Genomic DNA, 25751 nt, shown 5'->3' on the forward strand with positions numbered 1-25751 from the left:
CGTTCGGTAAATGTCATGGATGAGTTCTTCGTCTTCCGGCGAGTGCGGAAGACGGGTCAGCGTCCGGTGAAGATCGGCTGTCGGCCCTTGAGGAAGGCCCGCACAGCGGCCCGGTGGTCCTCGGTCCCGCCCAGCCGCTCCTGGGCCGCCGCCTCGCGTTCCAGCACCACCGGCAGGGCCGCTCCGTCGGTCCGCAGCAGCGCCTTGACCTCGGCGTACGCGGCGGTGGGACCGGCGGCGAGGCGCCGAGCGAGGGCCAGGCCCTCCGCGGTGGTGCCGCCGTCCGGTACGACGCTGTGGACGAGGCCCCACCGCTGTGCCGCTTCGGCGTCGAAGCGGTCGCCGAGGAGCATGAGGGCGGCGGCTCGCGACGAGCCGACCGCCTGCGCCAGGGCCCTGCTCAGACCGCTGTCGGCGGCCAGGCCGATCCCGGTGAACGCGGTGGAGAACCGGGCACCGGCTCCCGCAACCCGCAGGTCGGCGCAGAGCGCGAGCCCCAGCCCCGCGCCGACGCAGGCGCCCTCGACGGCCGCGACCACGGGCTGCGGCAGCGCGCTCAACTCCGCCACGAGCGGGTTGTACTCGTCCCGCACGATGGCGAAGGCGGAGGCGGGATCGGTCTCCAGGGCTCGCGCGTGCTCCTTGAGGTCCTGGCCCACGCAGAAGTGCCGGCCTGCCGCGCAGAGCAGGACCGACCGAACGAGTCCGCCGTCGCCGCGCACTCGCCGTACGGCGGCGATCAGCCCGGTGCGCAGGGACACGTCCAGCGCGTTTCCCGCCGAGGGTCTGCGCAGTTCGATGACGGCGACTCCGCCGTCCAGGGTGTAGCCGACGCCGTGCCGGGCCTCTTCGTCTCCGGACGCGGCCGTGGTGCTCACTCCCATGTGTGGAACCCCTTTCCCGTCTTGCGGCCCAACTCCCCGCGGGCGACCTTCTCCCGCAGCAGCCGGGGCGGGGCGAAGCGCTCGCCGAGCGTGGCGTGCAGGTGCTCCGCGATGGCGAGCCGGACGTCGAGCCCGACCAGGTCGGTCAGGCGCAGCGGCCCCATGGGGTGCTTGTAGCCGAGCCGCATGGCGTCGTCGATCGCGTCCGGTTCCGCGACGCCCTCCTCGACCATGCGGATCGCCTCCAGGCCCAGCGCCAGGCCGAGGCGGCTGCTGGCGAAGCCGGGCGAGTCCCGGACGACGACGTCCTTCTTGCCGAGGCGGTGTGTCCAGCCGAGGACCGCGTCGACGGTGACGGCGTCGGTGTCGGGTGCGACGACGATCTCGACGAGTTCGGAGGCGGGCACGGGGTTGAAGAAGTGCATGCCCAGGAAGCGGCCGGGGCGAGTGAGGGCGGCGGCGAGATCGGTGACCGACAGGGAACTGGTGTTGCTGGCCAGCACCGTGGTCTCGCTCACCGCCCGCTCGGCGGCGGCGAGGAGTCGGGCCTTGAGCCCGGCGTCCTCGGGGACGGCCTCGACGACCAGGTCGGCGTCCGCGGGCAGGGCGTCGACGGAGGGAACCGTCGTCACCCGGGCCAGCACCTCCTCCACGGGCTCCGCGAGTGCGCCGCGTTCGGCTGCCCTCCTGAGCCCGGTGGCGACCCGTTCGAGTGCCGCTGTCGCGGCCTCCTCGCCGCTCTCCACGACGGTCACGGCCGAGCCGGCCGCCACGAAGGACTGCGCGACACCGGCGCCCATACGACCGCCGCCGATCACCCCGACGACTGCGGGTACCGAGGTCATGCCCGGCTCCTCTTCTCCAGGAAGCGTGTCATGCGGTCCTTCTTGTCCTGCCCCTCGAACAGCACCGCTTGGGCCAGGTCGTCGGCGACCGGGTGGGCGCCGGGTGAGTCGACGACGAGCTTCGTCAGGCGCAGGGCGGTGGCGGAGGAGCGGGCCATGCGGTCGAGCAGAGCATGCGCCTCGTCCAGCAGTTTCTCCGCCGGTACGACGTCGATGACCAGCCCGGCCGCCAGAGCCGCGGCTGCGTCGAGGTTCCGCCCGGCGAGCAGCACCTGCTTGGCGATCGACTCGCCGACCAGTTCGGGCAGCCGCCAGCAGGCCCCGGCCGCGGCGAGGATGCCGAGTCCCGGCTCGGGGTTGCCGAAGACGGCGTCCGGTCCGGCGATGCGCAGGTCGCAGGCGTACGACAGTTCGGCGCCGCCGCCCAGCGCCCAGCCGTCGACGGCGGCCAGCGTGGGCATGGGAAGTCTGCGCACCCGCTCGAAGAGACGGCTGTTGATGCCCTGGAGAGCTTCGTCCCGGCCGCGTCGCAACAGTTCGGCGATGTCGGCGCCGCCCGCGAAGACCCCACCGTGGCCGGTGAGCAGCAGCAGCCTCGGGCGGTGCTCCAACTCCCGGCACACATCATGAAGTTCGTCGCTCATCCGGCCGCTGATGGCGTTGCGTGCTTCGGGCCGGTGCAAGGTGACGACGACCCGGTCCTCGTGCTCCTCGACGAGCAGCGTCTCGTAGCCGGTGCCCATGGTGCTCATACGCGCTCCACGAGCATGGCGACGCCCTGACCGACTCCCACGCACAGTGTCGCCAGACCCCGGCGGGCGTCCTCGCGCTCCAGTCGGCCGAGCAGCGTCAGCAGGATGCGGGCGCCGGAGCAGCCGAGGGGATGGCCGAGCGCGATGGCGCCGCCGTCGGCGTTGACCTTCTCCTCGTCGAGCTTGAGACGGCGTATGACAGCCAGGGCCTGCGCGGCGAACGCCTCGTTCAGCTCGACGGCGTCGACGTCGCCGGCCTGCCATCCGGCGCGGGCCAGGGCCTTCTGCGTGGCGGGGACCGGGCCGAGGCCCATGAGGTGGGGCTGGACGCCGGCCGACGCGGAGGTGACGATCCGCGCGCGCGGGGTGAGCCCGTACCGCTCCACCGCCGCGGCGCTCGCGACCACCAGCGCGGCGGCGCCGTCCGACAGCGGCGAGGAGGAACCGGCGGTGACGATGCCGTCCTCGCGGAAGACGGTCCGCAGCGCGCCGAGCTTCTCCAGGGTGGTGCCGGGGCGCGGCCCCTCGTCGCGGGTGACCTCGCCGTCCTTCACCGGAACCGGCACGATCTCGCGGTCGAAGCGTCCCGCCTCCCGTGCCGCGACGGCCCGCTGATGGCTGCGCAGGGCGAACGCGTCGGACTCGCCGCGGGTGATGCCGTCCAGGGCCGCGACCTCCTCGGCCGTCTCCCCCATCGCGAGGGTCACCTTGCCCCTCTCCGGACCGGCCCCGGCGCGCACGGCCCGGTCTGCCGCCGTGAAGCGCGGGTTGGTGAAGCGCCAGCCCAGCGAGGTGTCGTGCACCTCCCCCGGCCTGGCCCAGGGGGTGCCGGGCTTGGCCATCACCCAGGGGGCGCGGGTCATGGACTCCACTCCACCCGCGACCACCAGGTCCGCCTCCCCGGAGCGGATCGCCTGGGCGGCGCTCGCGACCGCGGTGAGGCCGGAGGCGCAGAGCCGGTTGACCGTGTAGCCGGGAACCGTGTGCGGCAGCCCGGCCAGCAGCACGGCCATGCGCGCCACGTCCCGGTTGTCCTCACCCGCCTGGTTGGCTGCCCCCAGGACCACCTCGTCCACGGCCTCGCCCGGGATCCCGGCCCGGCGCACGGCCTCGCCGACCACGAGGGCGGCGAGGTCGTCGGGACGCACGGAGGCCAGTGCGCCGCCGTAGCGGCCTTGCGGGGTGCGTGCCCCGTCGATCAGGTAGACGTCGTCAGGCACGGGCGGACTCCTCGACGGGAACGGGCCGGCGCGACTGGAGCGTCGCGAAGCGGCCGGTGACGAAGGCGGGGTCGGACAGGGTGGCGCTGGCCGCCGGGTTGGCGGCGCTGCCGTGGAAGTCGCTGAAGGCGGCGGACTGGTTGACGAAGACCGCGCCGGTGAGGTTCTCCGAGAGGTGCACGCCGGCGTCCAGGGCGGCCGACTCGGCGGTGGCCAGCACCTGTTCGCTGGTGGAGTGGACTGCGGCGGTCAGCGCGCCGTACTCACGCACGGTCTCGCGGAAGACCGTGAGGCTGTGTTCGGTGGAGTCGGTGCCGATGACGAAGGAGACGGGCCCGAACCACTCACGGGTGTAGGTCTCCCGGTCGGTCCCCGCGTCGAGCCGTGCCACCAGCGGCGTACGGACGACCGCCTCCGGGTGCTCCGGGTGCTCGATCGGCGCCGACGCACGCACCGTGCGACCGAGCGCGGCGGCCTCCTCCAGCCGTGCCCGCACCGCGTCGTTGACGAGGGCGCCCAGGGTGCCGGCCGCGCGGGCCGGGTCGCCGAGCAGCCGGTCCAGCGCGGCGCCGAGGTCGGTGGCGAACTCGTCGGCGCTCTTCACACCCTGGTCGGTGGCGAAGCCCTCGCGCGGGATCAGCAGGTTCTGCGGGGTGGTGCACATCTGGCCGCTGTAGAGGGACAGCGAGAAGGCCAGGTTGTCCAGCAGCCCGCGGTAGTCGGCCGTGGAGTCCAGGACGACTGTGTTCAGGCCCGCCTTCTCCGTGTACACGGCGGCTTGGCGGGCGTGGGCCTCCAGCCAGTCGCCGAACCCGGTGGAGCCGGTGAAGTCGATGATCCGTACGTCCGGGTGGAGGGCGTACACCGACGCCGTACGGTCCTCGGGGCTCTCGGCGGCCAGGATCACCAGGTTCGGGTCGAAGCCCGCCTCGGCCAGCACCTCGCGGGCGACGCGCACGGTGATCGCGAGCGGCAGGACGGCGCCCGGATGCGGCTTGACGACGACCGGATTGCCGGTGACGAGGGAGGCGAACAGGCCCGGATAGCCGTTCCAGGTGGGGAAGGTGTTGCAGGCGATCAGCAGTGCCACCCCGCGCCCGACGGGTGTGAACCTCTTGTCCATCACCAGCGGTCCGCCCTTGCGCTGCGGCTTGCTCCATCGGGCGGCGGCCGGGTGCTTCTTCTGCTCGGCCCAGGCGTAGGCGACCGCCTCCAGGCCGCGGTCCTGCGCGTGCGGGCCGCCCGCCTGGAAGGCCATCACGAAGGCCTGGCCGGTGGTGTGCTCGACGGCGTGCGCGATCTCGAAGCTCGCCGCGTTCAGCCGGGCCAGGATCTCCCCGGCCACCCCCGCGCGGGTGTCGGGCCCGGCGTCGCGCCACGGACCGGTGGCGGCCTTCGCGGCGGCCAGCGCCTCCTCCGGGGCGACGCGGGGGTAGGTCACGTGCAGCGGGAAACCGTACGGGGACGTCTCGGTCGCCGGAACCACGCCGTGACCCGGATGACCGGGGAGCCCGAAGTGGCGTCCCAGCCACTCCCGGAAAGCGGCTTCCCCGTTCTTGGCGGCGTCCTCGCCGTACACCGACCTGCTGGGCGATTCGGGATACGGACTCCAGTGGTCCCGGACGGCGGTGGCGGCGACCGCCTGTTCGAGAAGGGCGCGGTGGCGGGCGAAGAAGTCCGGACGGTCAGGGAGGTTCTGGGGCATGCGTTCCACCTCTTGACAGCCGGCGACGCGGCTGGATTACTGGGCCGTGCCGCACAGTAACCGAACGTTCGGTCGGGAGACAAGATGGCAGAAACAGTGACACACGCCACTCACCTGGGCCTCGCCAAGACGATGCTCGCCGCGGGTGAGGCGTCCCGAGGGCTGGGCATCGAACCGAAGTGATCACGGAGTTCCGCGGACACAGCCGCAGCATCACCGGCACCGCACCGGACCCGACGACCAGGAACACGACGGCGCGCAGGACGCCGGGCACGATCACGAAGGAGTCGCGATGAGCAGCGAGACGACGGCCAGGACTGCCCCCGCATCCCGCCTGGGGGAACCACTCCCCCACGGCCTGCTGGACGACGGCGAGCGCCTGACGCCGGAACAGCTGAGAGAACTCCAGCTCGACCGTCTGCGATCGACGCTCCGGCACGCGTACGAGCACGTGGAGCCGTACCGGAAGAAGTTCGACGAGGTCGGCGTGCGGCCCGACGACTGCCGGTCGCTGGCGGACCTGGCCCGCTTCCCCTTCACCACCAAGGCCGACCTGCGGGACAGCTACCCCTTCGGCATGTTCGCCGTGCCGATGGCGGACGTGCGGCGCGTCCACGCCTCCAGCGGCACCACCGGCCGTCCCACCGTCGTCGGCTACACCGACAACGATCTCTCCATGTGGGCGGACATGGTCGCCCGCTCGATCCGGGCCGCCGGCGGACGCCCGGGTCACAAGGTGCACATCTCCTACGGCTACGGGCTCTTCACCGGCGGCCTCGGCGCGCACTACGGGGCCGAACGGGCCGGCTGTACGGTGATCCCGGCCTCCGGGGGTATGACTGCACGCCAGGTGCAGATCATCCAGGACTTCGAGCCCGAGATCATCATGGTCACCCCGTCCTACATGCTCACCCTGCTCGACGAGTTCGAGAAGCAGGGCATCGACCCGCGCACCAGCTCCCTGAAGGTGGGTGTCTTCGGAGCCGAGCCGTGGACGGAGGAGATGCGCCGCGAGATCGAGGAACGCATGGACATCCACGCCGTCGACATATACGGACTGTCCGAGGTGATCGGCCCCGGCGTCTCGCAGGAGTGCGTGGAGACCAAGGACGGCCTGCACATCTGGGAGGACCACTTCTACCCCGAGGTCGTCGACCCGATCACCGGAGAAGTACTGCCGGAGGGCGAGGAGGGTGAGCTGGTGTTCACCTCCCTCACCAAGGAGGCCCTGCCGATCGTCCGGTACCGCACCCGCGACCTGACCCGACTGCTGCCCGGCACCGCACGGCCCGCCTTCCGCCGGATGCAGAAGGTCACCGGCCGCTGCGACGACATGATCATCCTGCGTGGGGTCAACGTCTTCCCCAGCCAGATCGAGGAGATCGTGCTGCGCGTGCCCGGAGTCGCCCCGCACTTCCAGATCCAGCTCACCGAGCGCGGTCGCATGGATCACATGGTCGTACGGGTCGAGGCCCGTCCCGGCACCGGCGCCGAACAGCGCGAGGCCGCCGCCAGGGCGATCAGCCAGGGCGTCAAGGACGGGGTGGGAGTCAGCGTCGAGGTGGCGGTCGTCGACCCCGAGACCCTGGAGCGATCCCTCGGCAAGCTCCGTCGCGTCAAGGACCTCCGGCGGCCGTGACGCCCGGCCCTGCGGGAATGGCCTGGTGCGCGCACCCCGCGCACCAGGCCCGGCCGACCCGTGACCGGCCCGTCCACGACCGTGACTCCTGCTGGAGGCCGGCCGTCGGGCGCACGCCGGACGCCCACTTCTCGGTACTCGATGAGGCGGGCACGGCCGGAGCCTCGGACGGCGCGGCGGCCGTCCGGCTGGAGCAGGTCGTGCGCCTCAGTGCCGAAGTGCTCGTCGCGGAGCCGCCGTACGTCACCCTGCTCCCGCGGGTGCGGGGCAACAGCGCGGTGGAGGGGCGACCGCGTGGACGAGCTGGTCTCCCATGCGGCCTCCGAGGACGGCGTCCGCGCCGACATCGATCCGAGGCTCGCGGCCCGGCTCCTGTTCGGCACCGCCGGTGTCGCTCGTCGAGCGACACCGGCCGGACGGACGTTCCCCTTCGATCGACCGCGTGGCCGGGCCAGTTGAGCGGGACGGAGCAGACGGCTCGTGTCCGCCGGGTTCGTCTTCCCGCGCGTCCGGGACCGTTCGACCTCACGTTCGGCATCACCGTAGGGCCATGGCCCTGGCCGCGTGTGCGGTCAGGCCGGGCCGGGCGGCAGCTGTGCGCGGACCTCGAACCCGGTGGCGGTGGCCTCGGCCAGGTACATGCTCTGCCGCAGCTGTCCGTCGGCTCCCACCAGGACCGTGCCTCTCGGCCCGGCCAGGGTGAGCCCTCGCAGGGCGCGGGAGACCTCGGCACCCTGCGGCGAACCGGCTTCGCGGGCGGCTCGGGCGAACAGATGCAGACCTTCGTACGCCGACTCCGTCAGCGCCGACGGCGAGGGCGCCCATGCTCCGAACGCCGCCCGGTAACGCTGGAGGAAAGCGGCGTTCTCCGCCGTGTCCAGGTCCGAGAAGTACGGCAGGCAGGACCACACACCGCTGGCCACCTCGCCCAGGTGCTCGCGGGTGCTCTCCTCCAGCAGGGGCGCGAGCGTACGGATACGGCCGCGCAGCCCCGCGGCGTGGAACAGCCGCTCGAAGTCGATCGAGTCCCACCCCACCAGGCTGGAGAGCACCAGGTCGGCGCCGGACGCCTCGATGTCCTCCAGCACGCCGTCGAAGACCGACTCGCCGACGCGGACGAGCCGCTCGCCGACCACACGCCCGCCGTGGCGCTCGGCGATGCGGCGGCCCTGCGCGCAGACGGCCTGCGGCCAGGAGTAGTCGTTGCCGATCAGGTACCAGGCACGGCCACCGCTCTCGCGCATCAGCGCCGGTACCGCCTGCGCCAGCTGGTCCGACACCGACTCGCCGAGACGGAACAGCGTTCCGTTCTGGACCGGGCTGCCCTCGTTCGCGGCGGTGTAGAGATACAGCAGGCCCGCGGCCCGCGCGTAGCGACTCACCGCGTCGAAGGTCGCGGAGCTGTGCACGCCCACCACGGCCGCGAGGCCCCGCCGCCGGTCGAGGTCCCGCAGCCGGGCCAGTCCGGTGGCGGGGTCGGTGTGGTCGTCGATCACCTCGACGCGTACCGGGCGGTGGCCGATGCCGCCGTGGCCGTTGATCTCCTCGGCCGCGAGCGCCACGCAGTTGGCGGCGGCCCGGCCGAAGAGTCCGGCGCTGCCGGACAGGCTGGTCAGCAGGGCGACCCGGATCTCGTCGGCTCCGCCCTCGCCATCGGACGCCGCAGGGCCCGGGCTTCCCGTCATCCAGCCGAGGGCGTTGCCGTCCAGTTCCGTGACCGCGCGGATCCGGGTGCCGCCGGGCTCACGGGCGAAGGTGATGGTGATCCGCCCGGTCCACGGTGTCTCGTGCTGGAGCACGATCCGCCGGTACGGCCGCGCCTCCACGATGCGTGCCGTCCCCCGTACGGACGACTCGCCGCCCGGGGCCGCGAACGGCAGCGGTATCTCGATCCCGGCCACCGCACCGGGCCGCGCGTCCGCGAACCGCGCGGAGAACATCCAGCCTGCGCCGTCTGCCCGCCCGAACAGGCCGAACGCCTCGTGCGGGGGCAGACCGAGGTGCGTCTCGTTGACGAGGACGATCTCGCGCATTGTCACTCCTCAGCGAGCCGTGACACGGAGGGCCGGCGAAGGGACCCGTGGTCCCCCGGACATCGGCGTCCCGTCACTGCGCTGCCGTCGGGCCTCGGACCCGCATGGCGGGCCCGTCGGGCAACGCGCCCGAAGCCGTCACCCCGTCTTCGCATCGCGCGGCCCCTCCGACCGGTCCGAAGCCGCTTCCTGGCCGGTGGGCAGCGACTGCTCATAGATCTGGCGCAGGAACGCGATCGCCGCGTCCGCGCGGTTGGGGCCCAGCCGGTAACGCCGGTGCTTGCCGTCGCGCACCTCGGACACAAGTTGCGCGTCCCGCAGCACGCGCAGGTGTGCCGAGACCGCGGTCCGGCCGATCTCGGGGAAGGCGGCGGCGATGTCTCCGGCCGTGGGCTCGTGTTCCGACGCCAGAAGGGCGAGGACGGCCCGCCGGGTCGCGTCGTTGAGGGCACGGAAGACCAGGTCGCTCTCGTGGCTTCGGTCGATCACTTCCTGGATCCTCTCGCCCTTTCGGGACTCGGAGACGATGCGCCAATACATGAGCACACGTTGACCATACTGCTTCCGTGCCCGGGGGTGGCAGGATGTCGTCACTGGAGGAGACCGCATCTCGCCGCGCGGAGCCGGGACGACGACAGCAGTGAACCTGGGGATTCACGCTGGGGCCGGCCTTCCCCGAGGTGGTGGCCGGGGCAGTGCAGTTGCCGGACGCGACAGAGCTGGACGGCGTCATGTGACCTGTGGGGGTGTCTCGCCCCAAGGAGTCTCAGACTGCGCAGCTCCCACAGACGAGACGGGACGGGCGTCGCGGTCACGTGCCGCAGCGGCCGCTCAGAGGTGGTCGTCCAGGAACTTCCGTACCTCGGTGGTGGTCGTGGGCCCCGTGCCGTGCGCCACCGGCTGTCCCTCCTTCAGCAGGACGTAGGACGGGGCTCCGGTGATCCCGTATCGCCCGGTCGCGGCCGGACAACGCGTGATGTCGGCGCGGACGGCCGTCAGGCGGCCCGTGTAGTCGTCGGCGATGCCACCCACGACGAGGTCCATCACGCGGCAGGGCTCGATTGCCTTGGGCCATGTCCCGGTGAAGTACGCGAGGACCGGGACTGTGCTCATCCCGAGGATGAAATCGAACTCCGCGTCCTCACGGGGTCGGTGGACCCGATTCGCCATGGAAGCTCCTGACCTCACGTTCCGTCATTCCATCCCCATCATCCCTCGCGTGGTGCGCCAGGCCGGCCCGGCCGGTCGTCCGGTTGGCCTGTCGGAAGGGAGGCGCGGGGCCGTCACGGAACCACGGTGGTCCCCCCGCGCGAGCGGCCCGGCCCCCTGGCCCCTGGTGACCCGGCCTGGCCGCCCCGCCGGTCACCCAGCCGCAGCCCGCCGTGCGCCCGTGGGTCAGCTCGCGCCAGGACAGCACCCTCCACGACGGCATGAAAGCTGTTTTCCAGGGCGTAGCGGCCCAGATCGCCGACCATGCCCGGTGCGCATCGTCCACCGGATCCAGGCGAGCCGTATCCGCCGCCGCGCTTCTCAGAGACAGCGCCCCCGATTGGCCTTCCCGGGGCCTTGTCCGGTCTTCACCTCAACCCCCGGTCTCAGCCCGGCCAATACCGCTCTCCCCCCCGGGCCGCATGAGCCGACTGACCGCACCAGGAACGGGGCACGATTCCTGGACCGCGCGCGGACGCGGTCGTGGCCGGCCGACGTACGCGTCAGCCGGCCCGAAGACCGACCGCCAGCGTCAGTTCAAGGACCCGGTCCGGCGATGCGAGATCCGGGAACAGCTCCCGCAGCTGCGACATCCGGTACCGGACCGTCTGGGGATGGACGAACAGCGCCGCCGCCACCTCGTCCCGCCTGCCCTGGTGCAGCAGCCACGCCCGCAACGTCTCCTCCAGCCGCCGTGCGGTCGCGACAGGCAGGGTCCGCAACGGTGCGAGGGCTCGGGCACGCAGGTCTGCGTACGCTTCCGCGTCGGCGCTCAGCACCAGCTCGGGCAGGTGGTCCTCGGTGTCGCGAATATCAGAGGAGAGGGAGCGCGCGCGTACGGCTCGTGCGTACGAGGCGGACGCACCGGCCCATGGCCGGGCCGGGCCGACCACGGCGGTGCGGTCGGTCAGCTGCCGCAAGAGATGTGACCGGTCGGCATCGGGGACGAGCAGCACACCGGTGGCGTCCGGCAGATCGTCGAGAACGAGGGTGCCCGGGTCGAGCGCGCGGTAGGCAGGCCGGGCCTGGGCGGCGGGCAGCAGGACCGCGGTCAGCGAAACCGGAGGCTGCCACCCGGCCCGTTGAGCAGAGGACAGCAGCACGTCCGGGCTCGCGCCGGCGAGGAGGTCGCGGGCCAGGTGTTCCAGGTGGCGCTCGTAGGCCCTGCCCCGGGCGGCCAGTTCGTCGGCGTGGCCCGCGGCGCTCGCGGCGGAGAGCTCGTCGATGTAGGCGAAGGTCAGCTCGGCGAACTTGGCGACCTTGGCGGCGGGCAGACCTGCGGGTACGGCACCCGCTGCCAGGCATCGCCAGGCCACGCGGGCGCCGACGCGGTAGGCACTGAGCAGGGCGTCCATCGAACGGCCGTCGCGCACCTCGCCGCGGCCCAGTTCGTAGGCCGCGTCACCGGCGTCGCCGCCTGTGGTGTTCCCGCTCGCGAGGTCCAGGTAGTGCCCCAGGGCGGTGCGGACGGCTCGGCGGATGGTGCCGCCCATGTGGCCCGAAAGGGCGTTGGCGTAGGGAGGGACCTCTTCGATGATCGCCTGGACGACTTCGTCGGCGGTGCCCTTCAGCGCGGCCCGGAGTGCGGTGACCGTCGTCTCATCCAGGACCAGTTCACTGGCCCTCCGGACTGCATAACTCACGTTTTTGTTCCCTGCGAACAATTCAGCCGACCAGATTCACATCCTGCGGTCAGGACTTTACACCTTGAGGCGAAGCAAGCTGGAGCCATGACGAGTACAGCCCTCCGCAGCAGGGCGAGGAAACTGCTGGAGATGGTCACGACGCCGCTGCTGCCGTCGGACTACCTCGACCTGGTCAGCCCGCTGCGCGCGGGCGCCGACCTGCGTGGGCGCATCGAAGCCGTGCACCCCGAGACGGGTGACGCCGCGACCATCGTGATCAGGCCGGGACGGGGCTGGCGCGGCCACACGGCCGGTCAGTACCTGCGGATCGGGGTCGACGTCGACGGGGTGCGCCTGTGGCGTGCCTACTCCCTCACCTCGCCGACCAACCGCCCGGACGGCCGCGTCACGATCACCGTGAAGGCGATCCCGGACGGCAAGGTCAGCAACCACCTGGTCCGCAGGGCCAGACCTGGCACGCTGATCCAGCTCGACCAGGCGACCGGTGACTTCGTACTGCCGCAGGCCAAGCCCGCCAAGGTGCTCTACCTCACGGCCGGCAGCGGCATCACGCCCGTGATGGGCATGCTGCGCGACACCGAGTTCGACGACGTCGTCATGGTCCACTGCGCGCCACAGCCGCACGACGTGATCTTCCGCAGCGAACTGCACGACCTGGTCGCGGACAAGAAGCTGCGGCTCACCGAGGTGCACACCGACACGGACGGCAAGCTCGACATCGCCCGTCTCGACGAACTCGTGCCCGACTGGGCCGAGCGCGAGACCTGGGCCTGCGGGCCCGCCGGCCTGCTCGACGCCGCCGAAGAGCACTGGACCGAGCACGGCGTACGCGAGCGCCTGCACACCGAACGCTTCCGCCCCGGCATCGCCGCTGTCGGCGACGGCGGAGAGGTCACATTCAGCGCCACCGGCAAGACCGTCGACGCGGACGGCGCCACACCGTTGCTGGACGTCGGCGAGGACGCCGGCGTGCTCATGCCCTCCGGATGCCGCATGGGCATCTGCTTCGGCTGCGTCACGCCGCTCAAGGCGGGCGCCGTCCGCGACCTGCGCACCGGCGAGATCACCGAGGCCGAGCCTGGCGTCCTCATCCAGACCTGCGTGTCCGCCGCGGCGGGCCCCTGCGACATCGAACGGTAGGAGCACCGTGACCACCACCGACCCCACCGCCCACCTGACCGCGGAGCAGATCGAGGAGCTCGGCCGCGAGCTCGACGCGATCCGCGACGAGGTGATCGCCGTACGCGGTGAGAAGGACGCCGCCTACATCCGCAAGGTCATCTCTGCGCAGCGCAAGCTCGAACTGGTCAGCAGGGGCGTACTGCTGTTCTCGATCTTCCCGCCCGCGTGGCTGATCGGCACCGCCGGTCTGTCCGTGGCGAAGATCATGGACAACATGGAGATCGGCCACAACGTCCTGCACGGCCAGTGGGACTGGATGCGCGACCCGAAGATCCACTCCACCACCTGGGAGTGGGACCACGCCTCGCCGTCCGAGCAGTGGAAGCACTCGCACAACGAGCTGCACCACACGTACACCAACGTGATCGGCAAGGACAACGACCTCGGCTACGGCATCATGCGCGTCGACGAGGACCAGAGGTGGCACCCGTTCCACCTCGGCCAGCCGCTGTGGAACTTCCTCAACGCCTGCTTCTTCGAGTACGGCATCGCCGCGTACGACCTGGAGCTCGGCAAGAACCTGCGCAAGCGCCGCCGCAAGAACCCCGAGTTCCGTGCGCGGGCCAGGGCCGTGGGCCGCAAGATCCGCAAGCAGGTGCTCAAGGACTACGTGATCCACCCGCTGCTGTCGGGCCCGTCGTTCTTCACCACGCTCGCCGCCACGTTCACCGCGAACCTGGTCCGCAACATCTGGACCCACTCGGTGATCATGTGCGGGCACTTCCCCGAGGGCGTGCAGGTCTTCGAGCGCCGGTCGATCCAGGGCGAGACGCGCGGCCAGTGGTACCTGCGCCAGATGATGGGCTCGGCGAACATCAGCGGCAGCAAGGCCATGCACTTCATGACCGGCAACCTCTCCCACCAGATCGAGCACCACCTGTTCCCGGACCTGCCGAGCAACCGGTACGCCGAGGTCGCGGTGAAGGTGCGCGCGCTGTTCGAGAAGTACGAGCTGGAGTACGTCACCGGGCCGCTGCCCAAGCAGGTGTTCTCCGCGTGGCACAAGGTCTTCCGGCTCTCGCTGCCGAACAAGAACCCCAAGGTCAAGACGCCGGACCGCGAGCAGGAACTCGTCGCGGCCTGATTCCCGGTACTGGTTCACATCCTTCGGCCGTACCGGCCGCCGGGAGCACCGTGGACGGGCTGGGCGTTCTCCGCAGGGTGGGGCACGAACGAGACCCTGAGCGTGGCCCTGGTGCTGGTGGCGGAAGTCGGCGTCGCCAGGACGGTAGCGGGCGTTGGCGGCACCCGGCCCGCTGGTACCGCGCCCGACCCGACCTCTCCCCCGGCGACGTCGCGCTCTTCGGCCACCCCGGACAGCCTGCCGCACCCGGCAGGGTTCACGCGCACGTGGACACCCGTCTGGGGCGCCGGACAGGCGCCCCAGACGAACGATGATCAGACGGTGGGGACGACGCCGCTCTCCTCAATGACGATCTTCTTTGCGGTGGTGCCGGAGGAGCTGCCGAGCGTCTCGATCGCCTTGACGACGTCCGTGCCCTCGACGACCTCGCCGAAGACGACGTGCTTGCCGTCGAGCCACGAGGTCACCACCGTGGTGATGAAGAACTGCGAGCCGTTGGAGTTCGGACCCGCGTTGGCCATGCTCAGCAGGAACGGCCGGTCGTGCTTGAGCTGGAAGTTCTCGTCGGCGAACTTCTCACCGTAGATGCTCTTGCCGCCCGTGCCGTTGCCGTTGGTGAAGTCACCGCCCTGCAGCATGAACTCGGTGATGACCCGGTGGAAGGGCGCACCCTTGTAGCCGAACCCGTTCTGGCCGGTGGCCAGCTCACGGAAATTACGGGCGGTCTTCGGCACGACGTCATCGAAAAGCCGGAAGACAATGCGGCCGAGGTCCTGACCGTTCGCGGAAACCTGGAAGTAGACGTTCTCACTCATGGCAGCGATTCTCCACCATGGATTCAGACCCGCGGGACTCGGCGTCGGTGCGCACGTCGCCGGGACAGCTCCAGGGCGCGGGAAGCCCCGCTTCCAGGCACTGGATTCAACGGGTGAACACCCGCATCACCACAGGCTGAACACGGCTCAACACCCCACCCGGAGCAGGAGAGGCGCGCGGAGCGTCCGGGCATGGCTCGCCGCCCCGTTCGCTCTGCGGTTGGGGGAAGAAGGCTGCCGCCGAGGTGTCAGAGCGAGGCGGCGGCCGGCACGGCACGGCCCCGGCGCTTGCGGCGCCACGCGTACAGCGCGAGCGCGATCAGCGTCATCACGTACGGGATCGTCGACACCAGCTGTGGCGGTACGTCGAGCGTGCCGAGTTGCACGGCCAGTGCCTCCGCTGCTCCGAAACCGAGTGCGGCGAGGAAGACACCCCATGGCCGCAGGCCGCCGAGGAACACGGCGGCGAGGGCGATGAAGCCGCGGCCGGCCGTCATGTCCCGTACGAAGAAGGAGACGTAGCCCATGCTGAGGAAGACCCCGGCAAGTCCGGCGAGTGCCCCGCTGAGGGCGAGTCCGGTGTACTGGACACGCCGTACCGCGATCCCGACGGACTCGGCGGCGTCGGGCATCTCGCCGACCGCGCGCAGGTGGAAGCCGAAGCGGGTGCGGTAGAACAGCCAGGCGACGAACGGCGCGGCCAGGAAGGCCAGCCAGGTGACCATGTTCTGGCCGCTCAGCACATCGCCGAGCACCGGCACGTTCTCGATGCCCGGCAGGGTGACCGTCGGCAGGCTGCCGCTCTTGAGGCCGGAGGTGCCGCCCTTGTCGTCGAGGAGGCTGTAGACGGCGTAGGCGGTGCCGCCGGAGGCGAGGAGGTTGAGGCCGATGCCCGCGATGATCGCGTCGGCGCCCAGTTCCAGGCGGAGGGCGGCGAGCAGCAGGCCCAGCAGGGTCGCCATCGCGACGCCGCTGACCGCGCCCAGCGCGACGGAGCCGCTGTAGCCGGCGACCAGCGCCCCGGTGCAGGCGGCGGAGAGCATCTGGCCCTCCAGGGCGATGTTGCTGATGCCGGCTCGTTCGGCGACCAGCCCGCCGAACGCGGCGAGCAGATACGGCGTGGCGATCCGCAGCACGGCCGCCAGGAAGGCGCTGCTGAGGACGACGTCGAACACGGAACTCATCGGACGCCCGCCTGCCTGCGCGCGATGCGCCGTTTGAGCAGGTTCGGCAGCGCCTGGGCGGTGACCAGCAGCACGATGACCGCCTGGATGACCACCACGATCTCGGTGCCGACGTCCGTCTGCTGTTCCATGATGTCGCCCCCGGCGCGCAGGTAGGAGTAGAAGAGTCCGGCGACCACGACGACCAGCGGGTTGTTCCTGGCCAGCAGGGCGACCACGATCCCCTCGAAGGCGAGGCTGCCGGCGAGCCCCGGTTCCAGTCGCCCGTACACGCCCTGGACGAGATGGGCGCCGGCCAGGCCCGCGACGGCGCCGCCGATGACGAAGCTCCACTCGATGACGCGGGGCACGCGGATACCGCCGTACGCCGCGAAGTCGGGGTTGGCCCCGGTCATCCGGATGCGGTAGCCGAGCGGGGTGCGGGTGATGAGCAGCCACAGCGCGACGGCGGTCAGCAGCATCACCCCGAAGCCGATGTTGGCGCGGCCCAGCGGGACGCCGAACCAGTCGCTCAGCGGAGTGAGCGCGGAGTCCTGCTGGATGGATTTCGAGTGCACGGCGCTGCTGCCCGACTCCTTCAGCGGGCCGTTGACGAGGTAGTCGTAGACACGCACGACGATGGCGTTGAGCATCAGCGTGGCCACGATCTCGTTGGCACCGAGGCGTGCCTTCATCGCGCCGGGCACCAGGCCCATTCCGGCGCCCGCGGCGGCGGCCGCGGCCATCGGCACGAGCACGGCGACGACGGGCGGCAGCGGCACGAAGATCGCGACGGTCGCCGCCGCCAACGCACCGGCGTAGACCTGGCTTTCGGCGCCGAGGCTGATCTGCCGGGCCCGGAAGGGGATCGCGACCGACAGCCCGAGCAGGGTGAGCGTGGTGGCGTCCTCCAGCCAGCGGCCGACGCGGAAGGAGCGTTCCAGTGGGCCGGTGAGCATCACCTGGTAGGCCCGGATCGGGTCGTTGCCGGTGGCGAGCATGACGAGGAAGCCGATGGCCAGGGCAGCCAGGATGGTGGCCAGGGCCATGCTGAGGTCGACGGCGAAGTCGCGGCGTCGGGTCGTCCGGTACTGGTGCCGGTCCTCGGTCTCGATCGCTGTCAGCGGGGTGGTGGTCACGGGGCCTCCTCCCCCAGGTCTTCCAGACCGGCCGTGAGCCGGTCCCGGTCGTGCTGCTCGACGCCGAGCATGTAGAGGCCGACCCGCTTCTCGGTGAGGCCGGCCGTGTCGTCGAACCGGGCGACCAGGCGGCCGTCCTTGAGGACGAGCAACCGGTCGGACAGCGCGAGGAGTTCGGTGAGGTCGGCGGAGATCAACAGGACGGCGGCGCCCGCGTCCCGCGCGGCGACCAGCCGCTCGTACATGAACCGCATCGCGCCGATGTCCACCCCACGGGTGACCTGCGAGGCGATCAACAGGCGTGGCCCGGCGGAGAGTTCGCGGGCGACGATCACCTTCTGCATGTTGCCGCCGGACAGTGCGCGCACCGGGACCGACGGGTCGGGGGTACGGATCGCGTACTGGTCGATCAGCCGCTCGGCATGGGCGCGTACGGCACCCGGGCGCAGGACGCCACGGCGGGCGAGGGGCGGTCGGTCGTGACGGTCGACGACGAGGTTGTCGGCGATCGACGCGTCGAGAGCGGCGCCGTTGTGCAGCCGGTCCTCGGGTACGTAGCCGATGCCGGCTCTGCGGTGTCCTGCCACGTCGAGACCGGCCGTGTCGGTGCCGTCGATGTGAACCGTGCCCGCGGTGCGGCGGCGCAACCCGGCGAGGATCTCGGCGAGTTCACTCTGGCCGTTGCCCTCGATGCCGGCCACACCGACGATCTCTCCGGCGGCGACGTCGAAGGAGAGGCCGTTGAGGGACTGGCCGGTCGGGGCGTCGTAGCCGAGGCGCCGTACCCGCAGGGTGGTCTCCCCGGGTCGGGCGGGGGTGCGGTCCACGTCCAGGGACATGTCGCGGCCGACCATCATGGAGGCGAGCGAGCGTTCGGTGGCGTCGGCGGTGACGACCGTGCCCACCAGGGAGCCGGCGCGCATCACGCTCACCTTGTCGCTGATCTCCCGTACCTCGCGCAGCTTGTGCGAGATGAACAGCACGGTCATCCCGTTGTCGCGCAGCCGGCGCACGGCGGCGAACAGGTCCTCGGTCTCCTGCGGGGTGAGCACGGCGGTCGGCTCGTCGAGGATCAGCACGCGGGCCCTGCGGTGGAGTGCCTTGAGGATCTCGGTGCGCTGCCGCATCCCGACCGACACCTCGTCGACGCGCGCCCTGGGGTCGACGACGAGTCCGGACTCCTCGGCGAGCCGGGCGGTCGTCTCCACGGCCGCCTTCGGGTCGACCAGACCGCGCCGGCCCGGCTCGACGCCGAGGACGACGTTCTGGGCGACGGTGAAGGACGGCACCAGCATGAGGTTCTGGTGCACCATGCCTACGCCCAGCGCGATCGCCGAGGCCGGGCCCCGCAGCACGCGGGGCCGTCCGCCGACCAGGATCTCGCCCGCGCTGGGCTGTTCGAGACCGTAGAACATCTTCATCAGCGTGGACTTGCCCGCGCCGTTCTCACCGACGACCGCCCGGATCTCGCCCGGCGGAACCTCCAGGTCCACGGCGCGCACCGCGCGGACCCCGTTGGCGTAGGTCTTGGTGACCTGGCGGGCGGCGACGGCCGGTCCGTCCTTGCCCCATGGCTCGTTCATCGTCAAGGCCGTTCGGCTAGAGGGCGCTGGGCACCGTGACGGAGCCGGACTTGACCTCGTCGGCGGCTTCCTGGACCTCGGTACGGATCTTCTCGGGCACCAGCTCCTTGAAGTGGTCGTCGTCCACATAGCCGACGGCGTCCTCGGCGAGGCCGACGGTGGAGACCGAGCCGTACTTCAGGGAGCCCTTCTGGTCGTTCTGCGCGGCCTCGTACAGGGCGTTGCCGACGTTCTTGAGGATGGAGGTGACGACGATGTCCTTCTGCGCCTGGTCGGTGAGGGTCTGGTACTGGTCGGAGTCGACGCCGAACGCGTACCGCCCGGCACTGACAGCCGACTCGAAGGTGCCGAGTCCGGAGAGCCCGGCGACCGGCCACACCAGCGCGGCGCCCTGGCCGTACATGGCGGTGCTGATCTCCTTGCCCTTGGCCGGGTCGCCGAACGGCTTGTCGCCGCCCACGTACTGCACGAGGACGTCGGAGTTCTTTCCGCCGGCGGCCTGGAAACCCGACTTGAAACCGACGACGAAGTCCTCGATCAACGGGATCTTGACGCCGCCCATGACGCCGACCTTCTTCAGCGATTCGGTTCCCTTGAGCGCTTTCGCGGCCACCAGCTTCTCCGCCAGGAATCCCGCGAGATAACCGCCCTCGTTCTGTTTGAACGTGACGGAGTAGACGTTCTCGCACTTGTTGGAACAGGCGCCGTTCTTGCCGCTGTAGTCGACCGGGGCGTCGAAGACCCAGAACTTCTTGTCCGGGAATTCCGGGGCGAGTTTGCCGATGTAGTCGGTGACGTCGAAGGTACCGGCGGCGAGGATGTCGTAGTCGTCGGCCGAGGCTGCGTCCTCGAAGCCGGGCTCCCACTTGGTCCGGTCGGAGCCGAGCTCCACCACCTTGAGTTCGTAGCCGAGGTCCTTCTCGGCCTTTTGCAGACCCGCGTAGGCGGAGTCGAAGAACGACTTGTCGCCCAGCCCGCCATTGAGCACCAATTTGATGCGCGGCTTGCCGGAGGACGACGCTCCGGAATCGTCCCCGCCCGATCCACCGCACGCGGTCAGCGCGATCATCCCTGTCACCGTCACCACGATGGCGGCGCTTCTTCCGTATCTCATCATCGATCTCCTGATCGTTTCGTTGCTGAGTGGGTGGCTGAGTGAGCGGCTGCGTTGACAGTAGAAAGTGCAAAACGTTTTGGCTACGTTGTCCGGTTTCGGTTTGATTTCCGGTGAGGGAATTTCAGACATCGGTCAGCAGCGCGGTCGCGGCGATGCGCAGCGTCCGGTCGAAGTCCGTCTCGCGTTCCTCGGCGGTGAGCGCGTCACCGGTGCGGAGATGGTCGGACACGGTCAGCACGGCGAGGGCCTCGCCGCCCTCCGCGCAGGCCACGGCGTACAGTCCGGCCGCCTCCATCTCGACCGCGAGGGTGCCCCGGCGCTCCAGGGCGTCGAAGAGGGCGGGGCGGTCGAGGTAGAAGTGGTCGCTGCTGAACACCGGTCCGATGTGCACGGCCTCGCCGCCGCAGAGTTCCCGCTCGGCGGCGTCCTCGGCGGCACGCAACATCCGGTGGGAGGGGGCGAGGGAGAGGGTCACGCCGTCCACGAGGACGCGGCTGAGGCTGGAGTCGGTGTGCGCGGCGGAGGCGATCACCACGTCCCGCACGGACACCGAGGCCGGGATCGCGCCGGCCGTGCCGACCCGGATGATCCTGCGCACGCCGTAGTGGCGGAACAGCTCCGTCGCGTAGATCGTCACGGACGGGATGCCCATGCCGGAGGCCAGCACCGACATCGGCACGCCCCGGTGGCTTCCGGTGTAGCCGAGGATGCCGCGTACGTCGGTGACCTGCCGCGCGTCCTGGAGGAACGTCTCGGCGATCCGCCGGGCGCGGCGCGGGTCGCCCGGCATCAGCACGAGTGGCGCGAAGTCGCCCGGCCGGGCCGCGATGTGTGGTGTGCCGGTGACGGACGTACCCGCGTGCGGGGCCATCACAGCTCCGCTCCGGCGAGCCAGCGCACCAGCCGGTCCCACAGCTCGGGGTATCCGTCCCAGGCAAGGAACGGTGGCGGCGCCCAGTGCGGTGCCACGTCGGACGTGAACGCCGCCGATCTGCCCGCGCCGTGGCCGCCGACGACGAGCAGTGGATGCCCGGCACACTCGGCGAGCAGCGAGGCGTCCGGGCGGGCCGTGACCTCGTTGAGGCCCAGCAGTGCGGGCCAGGACCGCCCAAGACCCCGTACGACCGCGTGCTCGCCCACCACTTCGGGGACGGCACCGGCCGGGAGCTCCACGCGGTCGTCGCGGTCCAGCATCGTCACCGGCAGGGCGGCGGCGAGCGGGGAGCGTCCCCATCGCGCGCGGGCGTCGATGCCGCTGAAGGTCAGATAGCCGCCGATCATCAGCACCCCGCCGCCCTGCTCCACGAAGCCGCGCACCAGCTCGGACCGGTCGGGCGCGGGGACGGAGTGGTTGAAGGTCTCGGGCGGGAGCTGGAAGCTGTTGGCGCCCACATCGCTGATGACGACGACGTCGTACGCGTCGAAGCCGTCGGCTGAGGCCGGTACCCGGCTCGGGATCTCGTGCGAGGGCACATAGGTCACCTCGTGGCCGCGCGAGCGGAGCGCGTCCAGGAAGGCACCTCCGCCCTCGGTGTACTCGGAGGTGTGGAAGGCGTCGAAGCCTTTCTGGTGGACCGTGTAGGTGAACCAGGACTCGCCGACGACGAGCACTCTGGGCATGGCGAACCGCCTTTCGGGGCAGGGGGTGTTGCCGCGCGGCACGGCAACTCCGTGCGGCGCGTAGGAAGTTGGGTCAGGTGAGGGTCAGCGGGTGGCGGGTGCCGTGCTGCCGCGGACCTTGAGTTCGACGGGAAGGGTGTGCCGGGAGGCGGGCGGGACCTCGCCCCGGGTGACGTACTGGAGGAGTTGCGCGGTGGCGGTGCGGCCCACGTCGTAGGCGGGCTGGTGGACGGTGGTCAGGGGTGGATGCGCCAGCGTGGCGGCCCGGATGTCGTCGAAACCGACCACCGAGACGTCGTCCGGCACCGACAGTCCCGCCTCGCGGAGGGCGGTGAGGGCGCCGAACGCCATGAGGTCGTTGGCCGCGAAGACGGCCGTGCAGTCGTCGGGGAGGCCGTCCTCCTGGAGGAGTTCGGCGACGAGGCCGTATCCGGAGGTCTCCTTGAAGTCGCCGACGCGTTCGACGACCTCGCCCCGGAAGGCACGTACGAATCCGTTCGCCCGCGCGTTGCTGCTCTTCAGGGCACGCGGCCCGGTCAGCATGAGGGCCCGGCGGTGGCCGAGCGCCCGGAGGTGCTCGCCGACCAGCCGGCCGCCCGCCTCGTGGTCGGCGGTGGCGATGAGGGCGCCTTCGAGGCCCTCGACCTCCTCGTCGGCGAGCGCGATGGGGAACTTGCCCATCAGTGCCTCCAGTCGCCGCCGGGACGGCGGGGATCCCGAGGCGTACACCATGCCGTCGATGAACCGGCTGCGGATCATGCCGAGGTAGCGGTCCTCGCGGTCGGCGTCGAACTCGGTGTTGCACAGGATCAGGCCGTAGCCGAGGTCGTGGGCGGCGTCCTCGGCGCCCTTGGCGAGTTCGGCGAAGAAGGTGTTGCTGATGTCCGGGATCAGCAGGCCGATCACCGAGGTGGAACCGGCCTGGAGGCTGCGGGCCAGCGACGCCGGGACGTAGCCGAGCCGGTTGACGACACTTCGGACGCGGGCGGCGGTGTGCTCGTTGACCGGCCGGTTGCCGCTGAGGACGTGGGAGACGGTGGTGGCGCTCACGCCGGCCGCCGCGGCCACGTCCTTGATGGACGCGGGGCGCCGGACCGCCGCCCGCGCGTACGGCTCAGGGGTCATAGTGCTGCACCGCCCTGCCGTGGGAGGTGTCGAGGATCCGGGCCACCCGTGCGTCGGCCTCGGTCAGCAGCTCCGGCACGTCCACGGTGAGCAGTCGGCCGTCGCGCATCAGGACCCGGCCGTCCACGACGACCGTGCGTACGTCACTGGCGCGGGCGCTGTAGACCAGTGCGGCGCGCGGATCGTGCAGCGGGCGGCAGTGCAGCCCCGACAGGTCGGTCAGGACGAGGTCGGCGCGCATGCCCGGCTCCAGCGCCCCGATCTCCTTCTGGAGGCCGAGGGCCCGGGCCCCGCCGCGCATGGCCAGGCGCAGGGTGTCGGAGACGGTCATCCAGGTGGCGTCCCGCACGGCCTGCTTCTGGGTGAGGGCCAGCAGCCTCAGCGCCTCCCACACGTCCAGCGTGTTGTGGCCGGCGGCGCCGTCCGTGCCGACCGCGACCGCGACTCCGGCGCCGAGCAGATCGCGGACCGGGGTGAGCGGGGTCAGCGCGTGCTTGAGATACACCTTGGGGCAGCAGGCGACGGCGGTCGTGCCGGCGTACTCGGCCAGCAGGGGCAGGTCCTGCTCGACGATCCCGCAGCCGTGCGCGATCAGTGCCCCGGCGTCCAGTACCCCGGTCTCGTGCAGCACCCGGATCGGGGTGATGCCACGCCGCTCCAGGCTGGACCGCGTCTGCTCCAGGTGCTCGGCGGCGTGGATGTGCACCCGCAGGCCGAGCCGCCGGGCGTGCCCGGCGAGGGTCCGCAGGTCGCCGTCGTCGACCGTGTACGGGGCATGTGGCCCGAGCGAGACGGTCACCCGGCCGTCGGCCCTGCCGTGCCAGGCCTCGGCGAACCCGACGGTGGCCTCCAGGGCTTTGGCGCCGCCGCTGCTGAAGTAGGTGGGCGCGATATCGGCCCGCAGACCGGTCTCGGTGACCGCCTCGGCGATCTGCTCGGGGAAGAAATAGTGGTCGGCGAAGGTGGTGACGCCGGAGCGGATCATCTCGGCGCAGGCCAGCCTGGCGCCGATCCGTACGTCGTCGGGGGTGAGGTTGGACTCCATCGGCCAGACGCGGTCGTTGAACCAGCCCTCGACCGTCACGTCCTCGGCCGCGCCGCGCATCAGGGTCATGGGGCTGTGCGTGTGCGCGTTGATCAGGCCGGGTACGGCCAGCAGTCCGCGGCCGTCGATCACGTCGGCCGCGGGGCCCGGACCGAAGGGGCCCCCGGTCGGTCGTACGTCCTCGATGACGCCGTCCGCCACCACGATGTCCTGCGCCCGCAGGATCTCGCACTCGCCCTGCGTCGGGACCCGCAGCACATCGCAGCCGCTCACCAGGAGGCGGCCGGTCGGCGGAGGCGTTCTGTCGCTCATGGCGCACAAGCTAGATATCCAAAACGTTTTGCACAACCATGAGTTTTCACCGGGAGGGACGGTGCGGATCCCGGTCGGGGGTGCACCGCCGCAGCGAGGCGTTCGGCGGCTTGCCGGCGTTCGGCTTCGCGCCGGGGGTCTCAGGAGTCCTCCGACGAGCGGTCCGCACGGTCCCTTTCACGCGTGGGGGACGCTCCTTCTGCCACGGCGTCGCTCAGAAGCCGCCTCGGTCGGTGATCAGTCGAAGAGGGAGAGGTCGACGGACTCCGCGAGGGCGGCATAGCCCGCGTCGCTGCCGTGGAGGTTGTCTCCCATGTGCAGGTCGCTGCGGATGCGGCTGGGATCGGCGGGGTCGCGCCAGACGGCGTCGAAGTCGAGTACGCCGTCGAAGGCGCCGCTCGTGCGGATCCATGCGTTGACCTGTTCGCGCGCCTTGTCACCCTGGGCTGTGTACATTTCCGAGCCGCCGTAGGGAGCGATGGTCGCGGCATGGACCTTCACGCCGTGGGCGCGGGCTCGGGCCGCCAGCTGGAGGTGGGCTGCGATGACGTCGTCGACGTCGACGGGTGAGCCGGGGAACATCGAGAGGAAGCCGGCGGTCTCCTCGGTGCGTGGGGCGAAGGAGAAGATGAGGTCGTTGCCCACGGCGATCACCACATGGCCGAGGCCGGGCGTGGCGAGGATGTCGCGATCGAAGCGGGCGAGGGCGGCGGTGCCGATGCCGTCGTTGAGTATGCGGTTGCCGCTGATGCCCTGGCTGACCACACAGCGTGTCTGTCCGCCGCGGGCTGCCAGACGTTCGGCGAGCCTGTCCGTCCAGCGCCGGTCAGTGCCGGGGGTGGATCCCACTCCATCGACGCGGGAGTCGCCGATGACGGCGATGGCCTCGGTCGGCGTCTCAGCCTGCACTTCCACGGCCGTGAACAGGGCTTGTGCCGGCAAGGGGACGGCGTCCGCGGGCAGCGACATGAGGGCACTCGCGTCGCCGGGTATGAGCCAGCCGAGCGTGTGGAAGGTCCCGTGGCAGGTCGCGGTGTCGACTCGGCCGGGCAGGTAAAGGCTGATGGTCAGCCGAGACAGCGCGGCGGTCCGCAGATCGATGGGGTCACTGAGGATCGGCGCGCCCGCCGGCACGGTGGCGGTTGACCGGCCGCTGAAGGTCACCGCGTGATCGCTTCCGTGCTGGACTCCGTCGTCGGTGTCCGTGATGGCGACACGGGCGGCGCCGATGGTCAGCGGTGCGGTTCCGTACTCGTTGCTCACACGTATCCGGATGCGGTGTCCGCCGCCTGTGATGCGGACGATTTGCCGCAGCGTCGCGTTCTCGAAGGGCTCGAGGCAGCTGACGGAGTTGTCCGGCGCCTGCGGGGAGGCGCCCCATGTGCGAACCCATGCGACTGTGTGCGGGGCCGAACCTTCGCAGCTGGAGGGGGTGTTGCCGGCGCTGTTCATGGTCGTTGCCCTTCGGCTGTCGGGTAATTCGGGTATGACGGCGGTGCTTGAGGGCGTCGGTGCTCGACGAGTTCGATGTCAGGCGGTCTTGCCTGATGCGGTGAAGGGGCCTGGGCCTCGTTCGCGGTCTTGCGCTTCCGGACCGATGCTCCGGCGCAGGGCAGGTCGATCCGCAGCGGGT

At 71.0% G+C, this 25751-nt stretch carries 23 protein-coding genes; 4 read left to right on the forward strand and 19 right to left on the reverse strand.

Going from position 1 to position 25751, the window contains the following annotated elements:
- Positions 1–56 precede the first annotated feature (56 nt).
- From OG787_RS00565 to paaN, 5 genes are read right to left on the reverse strand one after another with little or no spacing between them, the layout of a single operon-like run.
- On the reverse strand, positions 57–884 hold the full coding sequence (locus OG787_RS00565) for an enoyl-CoA hydratase/isomerase family protein (protein WP_405533938.1): 828 nt from the start codon (positions 882–884) through the stop codon (positions 57–59).
- Entirely contained in the window at positions 875–1729 is an 855-nt protein-coding gene (locus tag OG787_RS00570; protein WP_405533939.1) for a 3-hydroxyacyl-CoA dehydrogenase family protein, read from the reverse strand. The genes OG787_RS00565 and OG787_RS00570 overlap by 10 nt, the downstream gene beginning before the upstream one ends.
- Positions 1726–2481, reverse strand: a complete 756-nt coding sequence (locus tag OG787_RS00575; protein WP_369033916.1) for an enoyl-CoA hydratase/isomerase family protein — start codon at positions 2479–2481, stop codon at positions 1726–1728. Before OG787_RS00575 ends, OG787_RS00570 begins: the two co-directional genes overlap by 4 nt.
- Entirely contained in the window at positions 2478–3701 is a 1224-nt protein-coding gene (locus OG787_RS00580) for a thiolase family protein (protein ID WP_405533940.1), read from the reverse strand. Before OG787_RS00580 ends, OG787_RS00575 begins: the two co-directional genes overlap by 4 nt.
- Positions 3694–5406: a phenylacetic acid degradation protein PaaN gene (gene paaN, locus OG787_RS00585; protein WP_405533941.1), complete on the reverse strand. Its 1713-nt coding sequence runs from the start codon at positions 5404–5406 to the stop codon at positions 3694–3696. Before paaN ends, OG787_RS00580 begins: the two co-directional genes overlap by 8 nt.
- Before the next feature lie 292 nt (positions 5407–5698).
- Here paaN and paaK point away from each other — a divergent pair, with 292 nt between their 5' ends.
- Together paaK and OG787_RS00595 are read left to right on the forward strand one after the other, a co-directional pair.
- A complete protein-coding gene (paaK, locus tag OG787_RS00590; RefSeq protein ID WP_369033913.1) occupies positions 5699–7045 on the forward strand; it encodes a phenylacetate--CoA ligase PaaK in 1347 nt (448 codons plus the stop codon).
- A 294-nt stretch (positions 7046–7339) separates the two neighbouring features.
- Positions 7340–7504, forward strand: a complete 165-nt coding sequence (locus OG787_RS00595; RefSeq protein ID WP_405533942.1) for a hypothetical protein — start codon at positions 7340–7342, stop codon at positions 7502–7504.
- Between the two features lie 113 nt (positions 7505–7617).
- Here OG787_RS00595 and OG787_RS00600 read toward each other — a convergent pair whose 3' ends face one another.
- The 4 genes from OG787_RS00600 to OG787_RS00615 form a co-directional block, all read right to left on the reverse strand.
- Positions 7618–9078, reverse strand: coding sequence for an ABC transporter substrate-binding protein (locus OG787_RS00600; protein ID WP_405533943.1), 1461 nt, complete (start codon positions 9076–9078; stop codon positions 7618–7620).
- Between the two features lie 138 nt (positions 9079–9216).
- A complete protein-coding gene (locus tag OG787_RS00605) occupies positions 9217–9567 on the reverse strand; it encodes an ArsR/SmtB family transcription factor (protein ID WP_369033911.1) in 351 nt (116 codons plus the stop codon).
- A 342-nt stretch (positions 9568–9909) separates the two neighbouring features.
- Positions 9910–10248: a thioredoxin family protein gene (locus tag OG787_RS00610; protein ID WP_369033910.1), complete on the reverse strand. Its 339-nt coding sequence runs from the start codon at positions 10246–10248 to the stop codon at positions 9910–9912.
- A gap of 542 nt (positions 10249–10790) precedes the next feature.
- Entirely contained in the window at positions 10791–11930 is a 1140-nt protein-coding gene (locus tag OG787_RS00615) for a PucR family transcriptional regulator (RefSeq protein ID WP_405533944.1), read from the reverse strand.
- Positions 11931–12017: 87 nt separating this feature from the next.
- On the opposite strand from OG787_RS00615, the gene OG787_RS00620 reads away from it, so the two are divergent.
- Both OG787_RS00620 and OG787_RS00625 read left to right on the forward strand, forming a co-directional pair.
- Positions 12018–13073, forward strand: coding sequence for a ferredoxin reductase (locus OG787_RS00620; protein WP_405533945.1), 1056 nt, complete (start codon positions 12018–12020; stop codon positions 13071–13073).
- 7 nt (positions 13074–13080) lie between these two features.
- The gene (locus OG787_RS00625) at positions 13081–14199 is read left to right on the forward strand and encodes a fatty acid desaturase family protein (protein ID WP_405533946.1); all 1119 of its coding nucleotides are present in this window, start codon (positions 13081–13083) and stop codon (positions 14197–14199) included.
- Positions 14200–14513: 314 nt separating this feature from the next.
- Here the strand turns inward: OG787_RS00625 and OG787_RS00630 are convergent, their stop codons facing one another.
- The 10 genes from OG787_RS00630 to OG787_RS00675 all read right to left on the reverse strand — a co-directional run bounded on the left by OG787_RS00630 (position 14514) and on the right by OG787_RS00675 (position 25381).
- The gene (locus tag OG787_RS00630; protein ID WP_405533947.1) at positions 14514–15014 is read right to left on the reverse strand and encodes a peptidylprolyl isomerase; all 501 of its coding nucleotides are present in this window, start codon (positions 15012–15014) and stop codon (positions 14514–14516) included.
- Between the two features lie 248 nt (positions 15015–15262).
- Positions 15263–16198: an ABC transporter permease gene (locus OG787_RS00635; RefSeq protein WP_369033905.1), complete on the reverse strand. Its 936-nt coding sequence runs from the start codon at positions 16196–16198 to the stop codon at positions 15263–15265.
- Positions 16195–17316 carry an ABC transporter permease gene (locus OG787_RS00640; protein WP_369033904.1) on the reverse strand — a complete coding sequence of 374 codons (1122 nt, stop codon included), beginning with the start codon at positions 17314–17316 and terminating at the stop codon, positions 16195–16197. The genes OG787_RS00635 and OG787_RS00640 overlap by 4 nt, the downstream gene beginning before the upstream one ends.
- Positions 17313–18899, reverse strand: coding sequence for an ABC transporter ATP-binding protein (locus OG787_RS00645; protein ID WP_405533948.1), 1587 nt, complete (start codon positions 18897–18899; stop codon positions 17313–17315). Before OG787_RS00645 ends, OG787_RS00640 begins: the two co-directional genes overlap by 4 nt.
- 16 nt (positions 18900–18915) lie before the next feature.
- On the reverse strand, positions 18916–20013 hold the full coding sequence (locus OG787_RS00650) for a BMP family protein (protein WP_369033902.1): 1098 nt from the start codon (positions 20011–20013) through the stop codon (positions 18916–18918).
- A gap of 124 nt (positions 20014–20137) precedes the next feature.
- Positions 20138–20887 (reverse strand): purine-nucleoside phosphorylase, encoded by a 750-nt coding sequence (gene deoD, locus OG787_RS00655; protein WP_405533949.1) that lies wholly within the window; start codon positions 20885–20887, stop codon positions 20138–20140.
- Positions 20887–21636, reverse strand: a complete 750-nt coding sequence (locus tag OG787_RS00660) for a glutamine amidotransferase (protein WP_405533950.1) — start codon at positions 21634–21636, stop codon at positions 20887–20889. The genes deoD and OG787_RS00660 overlap by 1 nt, the downstream gene beginning before the upstream one ends.
- An 84-nt stretch (positions 21637–21720) precedes the next feature.
- Positions 21721–22761: a LacI family DNA-binding transcriptional regulator gene (locus tag OG787_RS00665; RefSeq protein ID WP_405533951.1), complete on the reverse strand. Its 1041-nt coding sequence runs from the start codon at positions 22759–22761 to the stop codon at positions 21721–21723.
- Positions 22751–24118, reverse strand: a complete 1368-nt coding sequence (locus tag OG787_RS00670; protein WP_405533952.1) for an amidohydrolase — start codon at positions 24116–24118, stop codon at positions 22751–22753. The genes OG787_RS00665 and OG787_RS00670 overlap by 11 nt, the downstream gene beginning before the upstream one ends.
- Positions 24119–24355: 237 nt before the next feature.
- Entirely contained in the window at positions 24356–25381 is a 1026-nt protein-coding gene (locus OG787_RS00675) for an SGNH/GDSL hydrolase family protein (RefSeq protein ID WP_369033897.1), read from the reverse strand.
- Positions 25382–25751 lie beyond the last annotated feature (370 nt).

Origin of the sequence: Streptomyces sp. NBC_00075 (assembly GCF_045041225.1) — a bacterium.
Classification (GTDB): Bacteria; Actinomycetota; Actinomycetes; order Streptomycetales; family Streptomycetaceae; genus Streptomyces; species Streptomyces adonidis.